Annotated in this window: 10 protein-coding genes and 1 pseudogene; 10 read left to right on the forward strand and 1 reads right to left on the reverse strand. The window is 61.4% G+C overall.

The features are described from left to right. Window positions 1–252: 252 nt before the first annotated feature. The 5 genes from ACH2EI_RS16445 to coaE all read left to right on the forward strand — a co-directional run bounded on the left by ACH2EI_RS16445 (window position 253) and on the right by coaE (window position 7,422). Complete coding sequence (locus ACH2EI_RS16445; RefSeq protein WP_395157097.1) at window positions 253–837, forward strand: ANTAR domain-containing response regulator; 585 nt, start codon at window positions 253–255, stop codon at window positions 835–837. Further along, window positions 837–3,548, forward strand: coding sequence for a DNA polymerase I (gene polA / locus ACH2EI_RS16450; RefSeq protein ID WP_395157099.1), 2,712 nt, complete (start codon window positions 837–839; stop codon window positions 3,546–3,548). The genes ACH2EI_RS16445 and polA overlap by 1 nt, the downstream gene beginning before the upstream one ends. Before the next feature lie 36 nt (window positions 3,549–3,584). Beyond that, window positions 3,585–4,301 carry a class I SAM-dependent methyltransferase gene (locus tag ACH2EI_RS16455; protein ID WP_395157101.1) on the forward strand — a complete coding sequence of 239 codons (717 nt, stop codon included), beginning with the start codon at window positions 3,585–3,587 and terminating at the stop codon, window positions 4,299–4,301. 279 nt (window positions 4,302–4,580) lie between these two features. Further along, on the forward strand, window positions 4,581–5,945 hold the full coding sequence (gene rpsA, locus ACH2EI_RS16460; RefSeq protein WP_395160819.1) for a 30S ribosomal protein S1: 1,365 nt from the start codon (window positions 4,581–4,583) through the stop codon (window positions 5,943–5,945). Window positions 5,946–6,186: 241 nt separating this feature from the next. Beyond that, complete coding sequence (coaE, locus tag ACH2EI_RS16465; protein WP_395153140.1) at window positions 6,187–7,422, forward strand: dephospho-CoA kinase; 1,236 nt, start codon at window positions 6,187–6,189, stop codon at window positions 7,420–7,422. A gap of 85 nt (window positions 7,423–7,507) precedes the next feature. Here the strand turns inward: coaE and ACH2EI_RS16470 are convergent. Continuing rightward, a pseudogene (locus ACH2EI_RS16470) lies at window positions 7,508–7,861 on the reverse strand (glutathione peroxidase); the annotation flags it as partial. A 309-nt stretch (window positions 7,862–8,170) separates the two neighbouring features. On the opposite strand from ACH2EI_RS16470, the gene ACH2EI_RS16475 reads away from it, so the two are divergent. The 5 genes from ACH2EI_RS16475 (at window position 8,171) to uvrA (ending at window position 17,350) form a co-directional block, all read left to right on the forward strand. After that, complete coding sequence (locus tag ACH2EI_RS16475; RefSeq protein WP_395153141.1) at window positions 8,171–9,547, forward strand: hemolysin family protein; 1,377 nt, start codon at window positions 8,171–8,173, stop codon at window positions 9,545–9,547. Next, window positions 9,544–10,905 carry a hemolysin family protein gene (locus ACH2EI_RS16480; protein ID WP_395153142.1) on the forward strand — a complete coding sequence of 454 codons (1,362 nt, stop codon included), beginning with the start codon at window positions 9,544–9,546 and terminating at the stop codon, window positions 10,903–10,905. The genes ACH2EI_RS16475 and ACH2EI_RS16480 overlap by 4 nt, the downstream gene beginning before the upstream one ends. 108 nt (window positions 10,906–11,013) lie before the next feature. Continuing rightward, a complete protein-coding gene (gene uvrB / locus ACH2EI_RS16485) occupies window positions 11,014–13,074 on the forward strand; it encodes an excinuclease ABC subunit UvrB (protein WP_395153156.1) in 2,061 nt (686 codons plus the stop codon). 94 nt (window positions 13,075–13,168) lie between these two features. Further along, a complete protein-coding gene (locus ACH2EI_RS16490; protein WP_395153143.1) occupies window positions 13,169–14,284 on the forward strand; it encodes an LOG family protein in 1,116 nt (371 codons plus the stop codon). 111 nt (window positions 14,285–14,395) lie between these two features. After that, window positions 14,396–17,350, forward strand: coding sequence for an excinuclease ABC subunit UvrA (gene uvrA / locus ACH2EI_RS16495; RefSeq protein WP_395153144.1), 2,955 nt, complete (start codon window positions 14,396–14,398; stop codon window positions 17,348–17,350). Window positions 17,351–17,390: the final 40 nt, after the last annotated feature.

The raw sequence follows: 17,390 nt of genomic DNA on the forward strand, positions 1-17,390 counted from the left end.
GCGTCGTCGTCTTTCGACGCTCGATCGGCTCAGGGCAACTTCGAGAACATGTCAAAGCATCGTTCACGCATGATCACCGAGATCGCCGAACTGGAACAGAAGCAAGACGAGCTCCTCGACCAGATGCTCAGCGCCAGGTAGCCGAACGACCGCGTTCTGTGCCGTTCAAGGCCGTTTGAGTAACGGGTCCCGAGTAGTTCGGGGAGGTGTGTCGTTCGTTGCAACCAAGGGCAGCTGGTCCATACTGAAGCCATGCCCTTGCGCGTCGTGATTGCCGAAGACGAAGCCATCATTCGCATGGACCTTCGCGAAACCCTCCAAGAAGAGGGCTACGACGTCGTCGGCGAAACAGGCCGCGGCGATCAGGCGGTCGAACTCGTCCGCGATCTGCAGCCCGACCTGGCGATCCTCGACATCAAGATGCCTGGCATGACCGGCCTTGAAGCGGCCGCGATCATCAACGCCGAGAAGATTTGCGGCGTGCTGATGCTGACCGCGTTTAGCCAGCGTGAAGTCGTCGAACAGGCTCGCGATGCGGGCGCCCTGGCATTCCTTGTGAAGCCGTTCCAGCGGAGTGATCTCGTTCCGGCGATCGAAGTTGCGATGGGTCGCTTCCGCGAGCTGCGCGAATTGACCGGTGAAATCAGCGCACTTGGCGAACAGCTCGAATCCCGCAAGTTCATCGAGCGGGCCAAGGGCGTGTTGATTGACGAACTCGGCATGACCGAGAACGATGCGTTCCAGTTCATCCAGAAAACGGCGATGAGCGAGCGATCCCGGATGCGTGACGTCGCCGACCAGATTCTCGACGGCTCGCTTCGCCCGGACGCCGGCTGATGGGAACGACGCTCCTCGTCGACGGCAACTCGCTTACCTATCGAGCATTCTTCGCGTTGCCGACCGACATGGCCACGGCCAGCGGCCAGGTCACGAACGCGGTCTTCGGGTTCACCTCGATGCTGGCGTATGTCCTGAAGGACCAACAGCCCGACGGCATTCTCGTCGCGTTCGACCGGCCCGAACCAACGTTCCGGCACAAGGCCGAACCCGAATACAAGGCCCAGCGCGACGCTGCACCCGACATCCTTCGCCAGCAAATGGGCCTCGTCCGCGAAGTGCTCGACGCCCTCGGGATCACCTCGATCGACCAGGTCGGTTGGGAAGCTGACGATCTGATCGCGACGGCGACTCGCAAGCTCACCGACCTCGGCGAAGACGTCATCATCGTCACCGGTGACCGTGACAGCTACCAGTTGGTCAGCGATCCCCACGTCCGGGTTCTCTACAACAAGCGTGGCGTCAGTGATTACGCCCTGTATGACGAGGCTGGCATCGAAGAGAAGACCGGCGTCACGCCCGCGATGTACGTGCAGTACGCGGCGCTGCGTGGCGACACATCGGACAACTTGCCTGGTGTTCCCGGTGTCGGCGAGAAGACTGCCGCCAAGCTGATCAACAAGTACGGCGGCCTGGACGGCATTTTTGCCAACGTCGACGAACAGACGCCGAAGCTGAAATCGAGCCTCATCGAGAACGAAGCACGCGCCCGCAAGAACTTCGACCTCATGATGCTGCATTTCGACGCGCCGCTCACCGTCGAGATTGACGGTGTCGAGGTTGATGTCGACTTCACCGATCGCTCGGCGCCGACCGGGCTCGGCTCTTCCCCTGACCCCGTTGAGATGAAGCGGCTCTTCGAGTTCCTCGAGTTCCGTGCCCTCGGCGGCCGAATCACCGAGGCGCTTGCCTCGCTCGGTGGCAACGTCGATCTCGGCCCAGGCGAAGAACGCCAAGAGATCGTCGCTGAAGTCACCATTCTTGAAGCGCCCGCCGATGCTGCTGCGCTGATCGCGGTTGCCGAGCATCTCGACCTGTCGGCTGCGTGGACGGGCGAACCTGGCCGTTCGTTCCTGACAGGCATCGCAGTGGTCTCCGACGCTTCGTCGTCCGAAGTCGCATGGGTGCCCGCAGGCCTGCTCGGCGACGAGGCCGTTGGCGCAGCATTGGCGGCCCACACCAACGTGCGTGGTCACAACGTCAAAGAAATGATGCGCTCGCTGCTCCAGCTCGACATTGAAGTGCGCGGCCTCACGCTCGACACCGCAATTGCGGCGTACCTCATCGACCCGGCCGAAGCCCGCTATGCGTTGCCCGACCTGATCGAGAAGTACACGAAGTTCGCCCGTCCGTCCGATGCAGCCAAGTCAGGGCAACTCGACCTTGACGGCACGTCGATGAGTGATGCCGAAGTGGCCGGGCGCAACGCTCTGGCCGTGCACCATCTCGCTGTGCCGATCCATGAGAGCCTCGAAGCGCAGGGCATGGCTGAGCTGTACGACACGATGGAGAACCCACTCGTGCTGGTGCTTGCCAAGATGGAGCACTTCGGTGTCGGCGTCGACATCGACGAACTGCGTAGCCTGAACGAGCGCCTCAAGGCCGAGGTCGAAGAACTGGCAGCGGAACTCAGGGCAGTCGCAGGTAAGGAAGACCTCAACCTGAACTCGCCGAAGCAGTTGCGTGAGCTGCTGTACGACGAGAAGGGCCTGACCCCGCTGAAGAAGACGAAGACGGGCCCATCGACCGACGCATCGACGCTCGAGAAGCTGATGCCAGAGTGGCCCGAGTTTCTCGGCCCACTCATGCGGCACCGCGAAGTTGACAAGCTGCGCGGCACATACGGCGAAGGCTTGCTCCACGAAGTCGCCGACGACAACCGCATTCATGCCACGTTCAACCAGACCGTCGCGCGGACCGGCCGGCTCTCATCCGACCGGCCAAACCTGCACAACATTCCCGTGCGCAGCGAACAGGGTCGTCAGTTCCGCAAGATCTTCATCCCATCGCCGGGCACCGAGCTCCTCGTTGCCGACTACAACCAGATCGAGCTGCGCTGCATTGCCCACCTTGCGTCCGACCCGGGCTTGATCGAAGCGTTCACCACCGGTCAGGACATTCACAATGCCACCGCCGCTCGCGTGTTTGGTGTGGCCCCGGAAGACGTCAAGCTCGATCAGCGCTCCAAGGCCAAGATGGTGTCGTACGGCCTCGCGTACGGCATGGAGGCCTACGGGCTTGCGCAGCGACTGAACATCCCGGTTGACGAGGCTGCACCGATCCTCGAGGCCTACTTCGAAGCGTTCCCGAACGTAAAGGCCTATATGGACTCGACGGTCGAAGAGGCTCGCGAGCGCGGGTACACCGAAACGCTGTTCGGTCGTCGTCGCCCGATTCCCGAGCTGATGAACGCGAACTTCCGGGTGCGTCAAGCGGGGGAGCGGCAGGCAATGAACGCCGGGATCCAGGGCCTCGCGGCCGACATCTTCAAGGTGGCACTCGTCCGCATCGACGAAGAGTTGGTCTCCAAGGGCCACAAAAGCGTCCTCATTCTCCAGGTGCACGACGAAGTGCTTGTCGAAGTACCGCCAGAAGAGAAGGACACGGTCGGCCCACTACTGATCGACATCATGCGCGATGCCGCCGAACTCGATGTACCCCTCGAAGTCAACGTGAGCTGGGGCGACACGTGGGCAGCAGCCAAGGGATAGTTGCGTTTGGGGTCAGGCCCCTTTCGCAACTCTGTGATGACTGACCACTGGTTCGAGCCGTTGGCCGACTACATGGGAATGGCGTACGACCGGTACGCCCACACCAAGGGCACGGTGCAGGAGGTCGATCACGTCGTCGCAGCACTCGGGCTCACCGCAGGCGATCGGGTGCTCGACGTCGGGTGCGGCACCGGTCGCCATTCGCTCGAGCTCGCCAGGCGCGGGATCGTTACTCACGGTGTCGACATCAGTCAACGATTCGTCGACATTGCGGTGGCGGCTGCGGGCGCCGAGTCATTGGAGGTGGCCACATTTGCACGAGGGGATGCCCGAGATTTGGGGTTCTCCGATGCATTCGACGCCGTGATCTGCCTCTGCCAGGGGGCATTTGGGATGATGACTGCTGGCGGAGATGATTCGTCAGTCGTCGCGGGGATGGCGGCAGCGGTCCGACCTGGCGGTCGGCTCGCCCTGAGTGCCTTCAACGCGTACTTCGCCGTGAAGTATCACGACGATGCTGAGTTCGATGCCGACACGGGCGTCAGCCATGAGCGAACGGAGATCCGCAGCGAGTCCGGTGAGCCCAAAGCCGTCGATCTGTGGACCGGCTGCTACACCCCCCGAGAGCTGCGACTGTTGCTCGGCACACACGGCTTTATGATCGATGCGATCTGCAGTGTCGAGCCCGGCCAGTACGGGTCTCATCCGGCCACGACCGAGTCGCCTGAGTTCCTCGTTATCGCCTCCCGCTGAGCGCTCGAGGACCGCGTGCTGGCGAGGCCGCAGCCCGATACGCTTGGCGACTGCAATGCCGCCGATGAAGCGGCGTCGCGATCCCATCCATTCATCTCAAGATCCGTATCCGAAACGAGTATCCCCTTGTCCGACGACACCATTACGCCAGTCTCCGAAGAGACCCACATCGAAGAGAACCCGGAAGCCACAGCCGCTCCGGCCGCCGAAAGCCTGTTTGGCACCTTCGATGATGAGGGCAACTACACCCCTCGCGAAATCACCTCCGACGACCTCGGCATGTCCTTCGCTGACGCGATCGACGGCACCATGGTCGAGATCAAAGACGGGATGATGGTCTACGGCATTGTTGTCAAGATCGACAAGGACGAAGTCCTGCTCGACATCGGCTACAAGAGCGAAGGCGTGATCCCGAGCCGCGAGCTCAGCATCCGTAACGACGTCGACCCGAGCGAAGTGGTCTCGATGGGTGAATCCGTCGAAGCACTCGTGCTCACGATGGAAGACAAGGAAGGTCGCCTCCTCCTCTCGAAGAAGCGTGCGCAGTACGAGCGTGCCTGGGGCGACATCGAAGCCAAGAAGGAAGCCGACGAAGTCGTTTCCGGCCCGGTCATCGAAGTCGTCAAGGGCGGTCTCATCGTCGACATCGGCCTGCGTGGCTTCTTGCCCGCATCGCTCGTCGAGCTCCGTCGTGTCCGTGACCTTGCGCCGTACATCGGCACGCTGGTGCACGCCAAGATCATTGAGCTCGACAAGAACCGCAACAACGTCGTCCTCTCTCGTCGGGCATACCTCGAAGAGAATCAGAAGGAGACCCGCGACCAGTTCCTCACCAACCTCAAGGTTGGCGAGATCCGCGAGGGCACTGTGTCCTCGGTCGTGTCGTTCGGTGCATTCGTCGACCTCGGCGGCATGGATGGACTCATCCACGTGTCTGAGCTCTCTTGGAAGCACGTCGATCATCCCGGCTCCGTCGTCACCGTTGGCGACCCGGTCAAGGTGCAGGTCCTCGACGTCGACTTCAGCCGCGAGCGCATCAGCCTCTCGCTGAAGGCAACGCAGCAGGATCCATGGCAAGAATTTGCCGAAGGCCACCAGGTTGGTCAGCTCGTCTACGGCCGAGTCACCAAGCTGGTGCAGTTCGGTGCATTCGTTCAGGTCGGAGACGGCATCGAAGGCCTCGTGCACATCTCAGAAATGTCGGCACACCATGTCGACAGCCCTGAGCAGGTCGTCACGCCGGGCGAAGAGTTGTGGGTCAAGATCATCGATCTCGATCTGGCTCGTCGCCGCATCAGCCTCTCGATCAAGCAGGCCGCCGAAGGTGGCGAGCTTGCTGCCGAGTACCGCGAGCACTTCGAGGTCGATACCGAGGGCAACTACGTCCAGGGTGAGGCATCGGCCGAGGCCGAAGCCGCATGGACCGAGTACTACGGCGAAGGTGCCGAAGGCGAAGGCACCGAAGCTCCGACCGTTGAAGGCGAAGTCGCCGCAGCACTGGCAGCGGCAGGTGGCGCATCTCTGACCGAAGATGCAGCCGAAGAGGCACCTGCTGAGGCAGCAGCCGAAGAGGCACCTACTGAGGCAGCAGCCGAAGAGACTCCTGCTGAAGACGCAGCCGAAGAGACTCCTGTAACCGAGTGATCTGATGCGCTTCGGCGCAGCAAATCTGAAGTGAATGATGCCCGACTCGTTTGAGTCGGGCATCATTCGTTTTTCTGCTCGTCGGCGGTCCTGAGACGGCCTGACGTCGAAATAAAGTTCAGATGATGTGCGGCACCATTTCGTCTTCGTGCCCCCCGTTTGGTTGGATTATTGGGCCGACGCCAGACGAAGTGGCAGCGACGGATTGGTCCGAGGGGGCGGCGGCTGGCACCATGTCGTCGTGATCGTCGTTGGATTGACAGGTGGAATCGGAGCGGGCAAGTCGACAGTGTCGAAGCTGTTCGCCGAGCGAGGCGCGGCGATTGTCGACGCCGACAAGATTGCGCGGGAGTTACAAGACCCTGGGACGCCGGTGCTGGCGGCAATGGCCGAGCGGTTCGGCGGGCACATCATCAACGACGACGGGACGTTGAACCGTGCAGCAGTCGCGGAGATCGTGTTCAGTGACAAACAAGCGCTGAAAGATCTGAACGGCATCGTCCACCCAGCAATGCAGGCGGAGGTCCAGCGCCAAATCGATGAGAATGTCGAGACCGACCGGCTCGTCGTGCTCGACTTCCCACTCCTCGGTGAGAACCCACGCAAGGGCCTCGCTGCGACGATCGTCGTCGACATTCCGTACGAACTCGCAGTGCAACGCGTGGTTGAGCAGCGCGGTATGGACGAAGCGGACGCTCGCAATCGGGTGAGCAGCCAAATGGACCGCGAGGACCGGCTGAAGATTGCTACGCACGTGGTCGACAACACCGGTGACCTCGTTGACCTCATTGCGGCCGTCGACCGCCTGTGGGACGAATTGATCGTGCTGCCGGCAACACCGGCAACACCGCCGGGCGAACCGGCAGAGGAGCCAGCCGGCGAGATCGATCGCTCCGGTGAGACCGTTTGGATCTTTGGGTACGGCTCGCTCGTCGGCCCAGAGTCGATGGCCCGGACGATTGGCCGAGTGGCTGTCCACAAGGTGGACTTCTTCCAAGCCGATCTGGCGGGCTACGGACGCCGGTGGAACTACGGGGTCATACATTTCACTGGGCAATGGAAGCGCGAGGACGGTACTGACATCGACGACGGCACGATCGTGGCACTCGGTGTCGTCGAGTCGGCGGACGAAACAGTCAACGGGGTCGTGGCTTCGGTAGCAGGCGACGAGCTTGGGAATCTCGACCGACGTGAACGCAACTACGACCGAGTAGATGTCACTGATCTCATCACCGTGCTCGACGACGACGACGGCACCGTCGACGGCGTGATCTACACCTACGTCCCGAGGTCCGCCTCGATCGAGGCCTACGAAACAGCACGCGATAACGGCACCGCCGGCATCCGCCGGACGTACTGGGATCAAGTCGATGCGGCCTTCGCAGCGTTGAGCACCGAACAGGTTGAGCGTTACCGGGCATCGACGCCGGCTCCGGATATTCCGGTTGTCGATTTGCTGGAGGCGCGAGAGCGCTGATGCGCGTGCTGCGAGCGGGCGCCTTGACGCGACAACGGCGGCGCACCACCGAGGTGGAACGCCGCCGTTGAACGGTTTCAGTGGATCAGCGGAACTGGTCGAGATCTGCTGCGATGTCTTCTGGTGTGGTCGGCGGTGGGTACCGCTTGACGACATTGCCAGCCTTGTCGACGAGGAACTTCTCGAAGTTCCAGGCGACGTCAGCGGTCTCGCCCTCGCCGGGCTGAGCGTCCTTGAGCATCTGATAGAGGGGAGCGGCGCCGTCACCGTTCACCTCGATCTTCGAGAACATCGGGAAGTTCACATCGAACTTCGAGGTCGCGAATTCAAAGATCTCGGCGTCGGTGCCGGGCTCCTGGTTCGCGAACTGGTTGCACGGGAATCCGAGCACGACGACGTCGTCGTTGTCATTGTGAAGCGCACGCAGACCTGCGTACTGAGGCGTGAGACCTCAAGCGCTGGCGAGGTTGACAACCAAGGCAAGGTTTCCCTTGAACTGGTCGAAGCTCACCTGTTCGCCGGTGATGGACGTCATTTCGAGATCATGGAAATTGTTCATGGAGTCAACATAGTTGGGCCGACCGCAATTGACAGAGTGCCGTTCGAGTCGATGATGCGGTGATGGTTCGGCGTGGTGGCGTTCAAAAGTGGATAACATCTCCATCTCCATGTCCGATGAACACGAACCCTGCCTGGGCAGCCGCACGTTTGCTGTCCAGCACCCTCCCAGTCCGGGCTTACTGCGCTAATGGAGATTGCTCTCGGGCTCGTGGGCGTCGTGATCTTGATCGCGGCGAACGGGTATTTTGTTGCAGCTGAGTTTGCGTTCGTCGCGTCTCGGCGTGCGAAGTTTGTCGAGGCTGCCGACGGTGGCGACCGCAAGTCCAAGCGGGCAATCCAAGTCCACAAGCGACTGAGTTTCATGCTCTCCGGAGCGCAACTCGGCATCACGGTCACGTCGCTGGTGCTCGGTTTCATTGCCGAGCCGGTCATTGCGGGTGCGCTCAGGCCACTGCTCGAAGCGGTCGGAGTTGGCGAGTCGGCCCGGATCGGCGTCGGAATCGCCCTGGCGTTCGTGTTTGCGACCGTTGCTCAGATGGTCTTCGGTGAGCTTGCTCCCAAGAACCTTGCGATCGCCAAGCCTGAACCCGTGGCGCGGAGCCTCGCCGGATCGACTTTGGTGTTCATGAAGGTGGCCAGTCCGCTGATCAAATTGTTTGACGGTGCAGCGAATCGCCTCCTCCGTTTCCTCGGGATCGAGCCCGTCGAAGAACTCCACGGCTCGGTCTCGACCGATGAGTTCGACTTCATCGTCGATTCCTCGGCTCAAGGTGGGCAGCTGACCACGTCGCAAGCTTCGTTGCTCGAGAGAGCCATCGACTTCGGTGACCTCGAAGCATCTGACGCCATGGTTGCCTGGAACCGCGTGGTCACGATCAACGCTGGCGCCACAGCGGCTGACCTGCGCGGTCTGATGGATTCGCGCCACTCCCGCTTTCCCGTGGTCGACGGCAACGGCAAGGTGACGGGGCTTGTCCATGCCAAAGATTTGCTCGGCATACCGCGTGCTCTCTATGAATCCACGCCGATCGACGAGCTGTTACATGACGTGCTGGTTGTCCCCGAGGCGGCCGGGCTCAACGTGGTGTTGGCTGAGTTGCAGTCGCACTCGACCGAGATGGCAGTGGTGATTGACGAGTACGGTGCACCCGCTGGGGTGGTCACCCTCGAAGACCTCGTCGAAGAACTCGTCGGCGAGATCGAAGACGAGTATGACCCCGCAGATCCTGACGAGTACCGCGAAGTCGAGCCAGGCGTTTGGTCGGTTGCAGCGACGTCTCGCCCTGACGAGATTGACCGGTACACAGGCTTTCAAATTCCGGATGGCGAGTACGACACGGTGGCAGGCTTGGTGCTCGATCGGCTCGAACGCATCGCCGAGGTCGGCGACTCAGTTGTCGTCGACGGGATGCACATCGAAGTACTCGAAGTCGAAGAGTTCGCGATCACCCAGGTTTTACTCCGCCTCGATCCTGACGCGGGAATCGTGCGCGGCGATGACGATGGCGACGGAGTGTCGGATCACAACGCACCACGTGGCCCCTTGGGCGAGGGTGACTCATGATCGCAGCGCTCGCTGCCGAGGCTGGCTTCAGTGTCGAGTGGGGAGCCCTTGGCCTCGCCGTCTTCCTGCTGGCCCTCAATGCGTTCTTTGTTGCTGCTGAATTCGCGCTCCTTGCGGCCCGTCGTTCGCGTATTGAGCAGCTTGCTGCCGACGGGAACAAGCGGGCCGTTTCTGCTCTTGCCGGAATTCGCGAACTGACCCTGATGCTCGCCGGGGCCCAGCTCGGCATCACGATGTGTTCACTTGGTCTCGGTGCCGTGGCTGAGCCGGCGATTGCTCATCTCATCGAAGGAGCGATCGGATCGTTCATCGACATCTCCGACACGGCGCTCAACGTCATCGGCTTCACGATCGGGCTGTCGATCGTGGTGTTTCTCCACATGGTGGTCGGCGAGATGGCGCCGAAGTCATGGGCGATCTCTGATCCGGAGAAGTCGTCGCTGCTCCTGGCCCGCCCGTTCCGTGCGTTCGTCCGGGTGTTCCAGCCGATCATCTGGTTCCTCAACTCACTCGCCAACATCGTGGTCCGTCTGGTCGGCGTAGAGCCACAGGATGAACGTGCCATGGCACACTCTCCAGCTGACCTGATCCTGCTACTCGACGAGTCGGCCGGGCACGGCGACATCGCTGCCGAAGATCATCAGCTGCTGACCCGCTCGCTCGAGCTGTCAGGCCTCACTGCCTCCGACGCCATGACGGTCCGGCGTGACATCATTTCGATGCCTGGCGACGCCACCGCTGCCGAGGTGGCGGCCGAAGCGCACCGCACGGGTCGGACCCGCATTGTGATCCACGAGGGCGATCTCGACCACTGCCTCGGCTTCATCCACGCGAAAGATCTGATCCGCCTGGAAAGCGCTGAATGGGAGACCAGGCTCGCGCGCTCCCTCGTGCGACCCCTGATGGTCACCCCCGATCGTCACCGACTCGAAGATCTGCTCGTCGAGATGCGCAGCGAACGCAAGCACATCTCCGTCGCAGTTGATGAGCATGGCACCGTTGTTGGTTTGGTCACCCTCGAAGACGTGTTCGAAGAACTGATTGGCGACTTCCACGATGAGTCCGACGACCGCCTGGGTGACTGCGTGCGCCACGCCGACGGCAGCTTCTTGATCAACGGCACGCTGCGACCTGATCAGTTCGAAGAGTGCACGGGCGTGGCCCTGCCAGAAGGTGACTGGCACACCGTTGCTGGCTACGTCATCGGGGCGCTTGACGAGATCCCGTCGGCTGGCGACAGCATCAACACCAAAGTCGGCGAGTTCACTGTGATCGAAATGGCCGGCTACGCAATTGCCACACTGCGGGTGAAGTTGTCTGCCGAAGCGGCCGATGCGAACGTTCGTTCGTTATCGTAGACTGGTCTGGTGACCGACACCGATCTGGAAACTGGCGAGCAGACAGCCGCCGAGGCTGTCATCGCACCCGATGCTGTGGTGCCTGACCACTCACCCGAACAGGCGCTCATCGCTGCGTCGAGTTCGTTTTCCAACTACGACACCGGCAACGAGAACAAGTTCCAAGTCGTATCCGACTGGGGCCCTGCGGGAGCGCAGCCCGAAGCAATCAAGGCGCTGTCTGAAGGCATCGAAGCGGGGGAGCGGTTCCAGACGCTGCTGGGCATCACCGGTTCCGGCAAGTCGGCGACGATTGCCTGGACCATCGAGCAGACACAGCGACCGACACTGATCCTGGCGCCCAACAAGTCGCTTGCTGCGCAGTTGGCGCAGGAGATGCGTGAGTTTTTCCCGCACAACCGAGTCGAGTATTTCGTCTCCTATTACGACTACTACCAGCCCGAGGCCTATATCCCGAGCAGCGACACGTTCATCGAGAAGGACAGCTCGGTCAATGACGACATCGAGCGACTGCGCCACTCCACCACGGCTGCACTCCTCACTCGCAAAGATGTCATCGTCGTCGCTTCGGTGTCCTGTATCTATGGCATGGGTAACCCCGAGGAGTACAAGGGCAACCTGCTCGACCTGAGCGTCGGCGTCGACTACGACATGCGCAATATCCTGCGCCGCCTTGTCGACATGCAGTACGACCGCAATGACATGACGCTTGGGCGCGGTCATTTCCGTGTGCGCGGCGACACGATCGAAGTGCACCCGGCCTACGAAGAGAACGTGTTGCGCATCGAGATGTTCGGTGACACGGTCGACCGCATCACGATGATCGACCCGCTCACCGGTGAGAACCTCCGCGAGCTCGAACGTGCCCATGTGTTTCCCGCAACTCACTATGTCACCGGCAACGAGCGGATGACCCGAGCGATGAGCCAAATCGAACACGAGCTGCAGGTTCGGTTGAAAGAGTTCGAAGAGCAAGACAAGCTGCTCGAAGCACAGCGCCTTCGGATGCGCACGTCGTACGACCTCGAGATGATGAGCGAGCTCGGCTACTGCAACGGTATCGAGAACTACTCGATGCACATCGACGGCCGCGAGTACGGCGAACCGCCGTTCACCTTGCTCGACTACTTCCCCGACGACTATCTCCTGGTTGTCGACGAGAGCCACGTCGCAGTGCCGCAGTTACACGGCCAGTTCGCGGGTGACCGCAGTCGAAAAGACATGCTGGTTGAGCACGGCTTCCGCCTGCCGTCAGCACGCGACAACCGACCGCTTACCTTCGAAGAGGTTCTCGGACGCGTCAACCAGTGCATCTTCCTGTCGGCCACCCCGAGCCCCTATGAGCTGCGCGTGTCGACCAAGGTCGTCGAGCAGATCATCCGTCCGACCGGCCTCGTCGATCCCGAAGTGACTATCAAGCCGACCAAGGGTCAGATCGATGATCTGATGGAGATGGTCGAGGGTCGCGTCGCGAATAACGAGCGTGTTTTGGTCACGACACTCACGAAGAAGATGGCCGAGGATCTCACCGACTATCTGCTCGAACAGGGCATGAAGGTCAGGTATCTGCACAGCAACATCGACACGATCCAACGGATCGAGATCATCCGTGCGCTGCGCCTCGGCGAGTTCGACGTGTTGATCGGCATCAACCTGCTGCGTGAGGGCCTTGACCTTCCCGAGGTGTCGCTGATCTGCATTCTCGACGCCGACAAGGAAGGCTTCCTGCGGTCCGAGACGGCGCTGATTCAGATGATGGGTCGTGCTGCACGAAACGTGTCGGGGGAGGTCGTCATGTACGCCGACCGTGTCACCAACTCGATGACGAGAGCGATCGACGAGACGCAGCGCCGCCGCAAGATGCAGTTGGCGTATAACGAAGAGCACGGCATTGACCCGAAGACAATCCGCAAGGCCGTCGGTGACATTCTCTCCATGCTGCGGCCCGACTCGCGGACTCCAGTGCCGGGTATGGACAAACGTCGTCAACGCGAACGCGACAAAGTGCAGCAGGAACTCAAGAACCTGCCGCAGCAAGAGTTGCAGCGACTCATCCAAACCCTCGAAGCCGAAATGCACGAAGCCTCGGCCGAGCTGAAGTTTGAGTACGCCGCGAAACTCCGCGACGAGATCCGCGAACTCAGCCGAGAACTCACCGACGCTGGATAAGTACGCATGGGGTCAGGCCCCTTTCGCAACTCTGCGAAACGCCACGTTCTGACTGGCACCGGGCGTTGTATCTCGGTGGCTCTACGCTCAGGCAATGCGGGAAATCCACAGCCTCGAAGAGTTCGATGCCTACGTGGAAGCCAATGGATGCCTCGACGAGGCCGTGGTGCAGGGCGTCGATCTCTCGTCTCGGGCCGAGCAGATTGAGACCCTCACGTGTGTCGGCGGTGCCTTCCTCGGAACTCGACTTCCACCCACGACGCTGCAACATCTGTTCGATGGCGGTGCTGTGGTGTTCCCGCGGCTCCCTGACCTTCCGTTCGACACCTACCGCCCGCGGCTGTACGCCCAGGGCGAACTGATGGCGGGATGGGTCCACGGCGACCCGGGTTCATTCGAGCGAGACGCGCTTGATTCGAAAATCTATGAGTGGACCACGAAGCACGCCAACGGCCACAACATCCCGGTGCTGGACGCTCTGGCTCAGCGACTTCACGACCATGCGATCGACGACGCGCTGTCAGAGCATCTGTCGACGCACCCTGATGTCGTCGCAGTGATGGGCGGTCACTCGATGCTGCGCACCGACCCGGCGTTCAGGACTGTCGCCGAACTTGGCCGATCGATGGCGCGAGCCGGCTGGCACGTTGCAACGGGCGGCGGCCCAGGAGCGATGGAGGCGGCGAATCTCGGTGCGTGGCTTGCTCCGCATCTGGACGGATCGCTCGACGCAGCGATCGAGATGCTGATGAGCGAGACCAACTTCAGCGAGTCCGATGGTTACCTCGGTGCCGGCCAGGCTGTACTCGACGCATTTCCCGACGGCGCTGAAAGCCTCGCAGTGCCGACTTGGTTCTACGGGCACGAGCCAACCAACCAATTCGCCACGCATGTCGCCAAGTACTTCGCCAACTCGATCCGCGAAGACGGGCTGCTCGCCATTGCGACGAGGGGTGTCGTCTTCTCGCCGGGTGCTGCGGGAACGACCCAAGAGGTCTTCCAGGACGCCACTCAGAACCACTACGCCGTCTTCGGCGTGGTGAGCCCGATGGTCTTCCTCGACACAGCGTTCTGGACCGAGACACTGCCAGCCGAACCGTTACTCCGCAAGCTGGCGGGGGACCGGACGTACGGGACGATGATTGGTTCCGCCGACACCGCCGACGAGGTCATGGCGTTCCTCATCGAGCACCCGCCGATCATGGCCTGAGTCAGTCGAGACTGTGTGGCACGGTGGAGTGGACGAGATTACTCGGTCGGCTCACGCGGCAGAACTGAACACTTGTTCGACCCAGTTTTTGGGCGATAGGGTCGATCATTGATGGCTGCAAGTACGTCCGCCCCCGCCAAGAAGTCAGCTGCGAAGAAGTCGACCGCAGCACAGGCCGCTACCCCCCGTCGCTACCAGTCGTCGCGTGACGAACCGAAGATCATCGTCCGGGGTGCGCGAGAGCACAATCTTAAGAACGTCAACGTCGAGATGCCGCGCAACAAGCTCGTTGTGTTCACCGGCATTTCAGGATCAGGCAAGTCATCACTCGCGTTCGACACGATCTACGCCGAGGGGCAGCGTCGCTACGTCGAGTCGCTGAGCGCATACGCCAGGCAGTTCCTGGGCCAGATGGATCCGCCTGACGTTGACATGATCGAAGGATTGTCGCCAGCAATTTCGATCGATCAGAAGTCGGGTTCACGTAACCCACGTTCCACCGTTGGCACGATCACCGAGGTCTACAACGCTCTCCGACTGCTCTACGCCCGCATCGGTATCCAGCACTGCCCGAACGATGGCACCCGGCTGCAGCGTCAGACACCACAGCAGATCGTCGACCGCATCATGGCGATGGACGAAGGCATGCGCTTCCAAGTGCTTGCGCCCGTCGTCCGTGGTCGCAAGGGCGAGTACGACACACTGCTCGAAGAACTCTCCGGGCAGGGATACGTCCGTGCCCGCATCGACGGTGAGACCGTCGACATCGACGAGTTCCTGAAGCGCGATGAGCGTCTCGCCAAGTACGAGAACCACAAGATCGAAGTTGTGGTCGACCGCCTCGTCTTGAAGGAAGGCATTGAGCGTCGCTTGACCGACTCGCTTGAGCAGGCATTGAACCTCGCCGAAGGAGTCGCCGAAATTGAGATCATTCCGCGCCGCGAGCCAGGCCAAAAGGGGGACGCCGATCCCGAGATGATCACGTTTAGCCAGCACTTGGCGTGCGACGTGTGTGGTACGTCGTATGACGAGCCAGCCGATCGCAACTTCTCGTTCAACTCGCCCTACGGCGCGTGCGTCACCTGCGACGGCTTGGGAACCACCTACGAGGTCGACCCCGAACTGGTCATCCCCGACGTCGACGCAGCGCTCTCTGAGGGAGCGATTGCGCCATGGCGCAGCGCGCACACCCAGTACTTCACGCGCATGCTCGAGTCGGTCGCCAACGTGAACGAGATTGATCTCGACGCCCCTTGGCACACGCTCACTGTAAAGCAGCAGAAGCTGATCCTGCACGGTGTCAAGGGCAAGATGACCGTCAATTACAAGAACCGTTACGGGCGGTCGCGCTCGTATTCGACCGAGTACGAAGGCGTCATCCCGTGGATCCGGCGACGCCACGAAGGCAGCGATAGCGAGTGGGCACGTGAGCAGTACGAGGGCTACATGCGCCTCGTTGCTTGCTCACAGTGCGGCGGCGCTCGCCTGAAGCCAGCGTCGCTGGCCGTGACGATCAACGATAAGAACATCTCCGAAGTCAGCGACATGTCGATCGACGAATCGGCGAAGTTCCTCGGCGCACTCGTGTTGAGCGACCGCGACACCATGATCGCCGAGCGCGTCATGAAGCAGATCAACGAACGCCTTGGCTTCCTGCTCGACGTCGGCCTCGATTATCTCACCCTGTCACGCCCTGCTGGCACGTTGGCCGGCGGCGAGGCGCAGCGCATTAGGCTGGCCTCGCAGATCGGCTCTGGCCTGGTCGGCACGCTGTACGTACTCGACGAACCGTCGATCGGTTTGCATCAGCGCGACAACCGTCGTCTCATCGACACGTTGCTCCGTCTGCGGGACCTCGGCAATACGGTGATCGTTGTCGAGCACGACCAAGACACGATCAACGAGGCCGACTGGATTATCGACATCGGCCCAGGTGCTGGCGAGCACGGCGGCGAGGTCGTCTACTCCGGCCCGGTCAAGGGCATTGGCAAGGCGAAGAACTCGCTCACAGGCCAATACCTCACGGGAAAAAAGAAGATTCCAGTCCCTGAGGTCCGCCGGCCGCGTGGATCAACCGAAGTCGAGATCTTCGGTGCGCGTGAGCACAACCTCGCAAACATCAACGTCAAGATCCCACTCGGAAACTTTGTCGCCGTCACCGGCGTGTCGGGCTCGGGCAAGTCGTCGCTGGTGCGCGACATCCTGCTGCCCGTGCTGATGCAGAAGATCTACAAGTCGAAGATGCCATCCGGTAAGCACAAAAAGATCACCGGCATTGAGCAACTCGACAAGGTGATCGACATGGACCAGTCGCCGATCGGGCGGACCCCACGATCCAACCCGGCCACATACACCGGCGTGTTCGACAAGATTCGCAAGCTGTTCGCTCAGACCAACGAGTCGAAGGTGCGCGGCTATCAGCCAGGTCGCTTTAGTTTCAACGTCAAGGGCGGTCGCTGCGAGGCCTGTTCAGGCGACGGGACGATCAAGATCGAGATGAACTTCTTGCCTGATGTGTACGTGCCGTGCGAGGTGTGCCACGGCGCCCGCTTCAACCGGGACACTCTCGACATCGAGTTCAAGGGCAAGAACATCGCCGAGATCCTCGACATGCCAGTGGCCGAAGCCGTCCACTTCTTCTCCAACCAGCCGGGCATCGCGCGCTACATGGAAACACTGATGGACGTGGGGCTCGGATATGTCCGGCTCGGCCAGTCGGCGCCGACCCTGTCAGGCGGCGAGGCACAGCGCGTCAAGCTGGCCACCGAGTTGGCGAAGCGTTCCACTGGCCACACGATCTACCTGCTCGACGAGCCGACAACCGGCCTGCACTTCGAAGATATTGGTCGCCTCCTTACGGTGCTGCAACGCCTGGTTGATCAGGGCAACACCGTGCTCGTCATTGAGCACAACCTGGACGTGATCAAGACTGCCGACTGGATCATCGATCTCGGTCCAAACGGTGGCAACGGTGGCGGTCAAGTCGTCGCCGAAGGCACACCTGAAGACGTCGCCAAGGTGAAGGAATCATTTACCGGGCAATTCCTCGCCCCCCTCCTGTCCTGAGGCGGTCCAGTTTGCCCGATCGCTGCGTTGCCTGAACTCC

The organism is Ilumatobacter sp. (assembly GCF_041688325.1).
GTDB lineage: Bacteria > Actinomycetota > Acidimicrobiia > Acidimicrobiales > Ilumatobacteraceae > Ilumatobacter_A.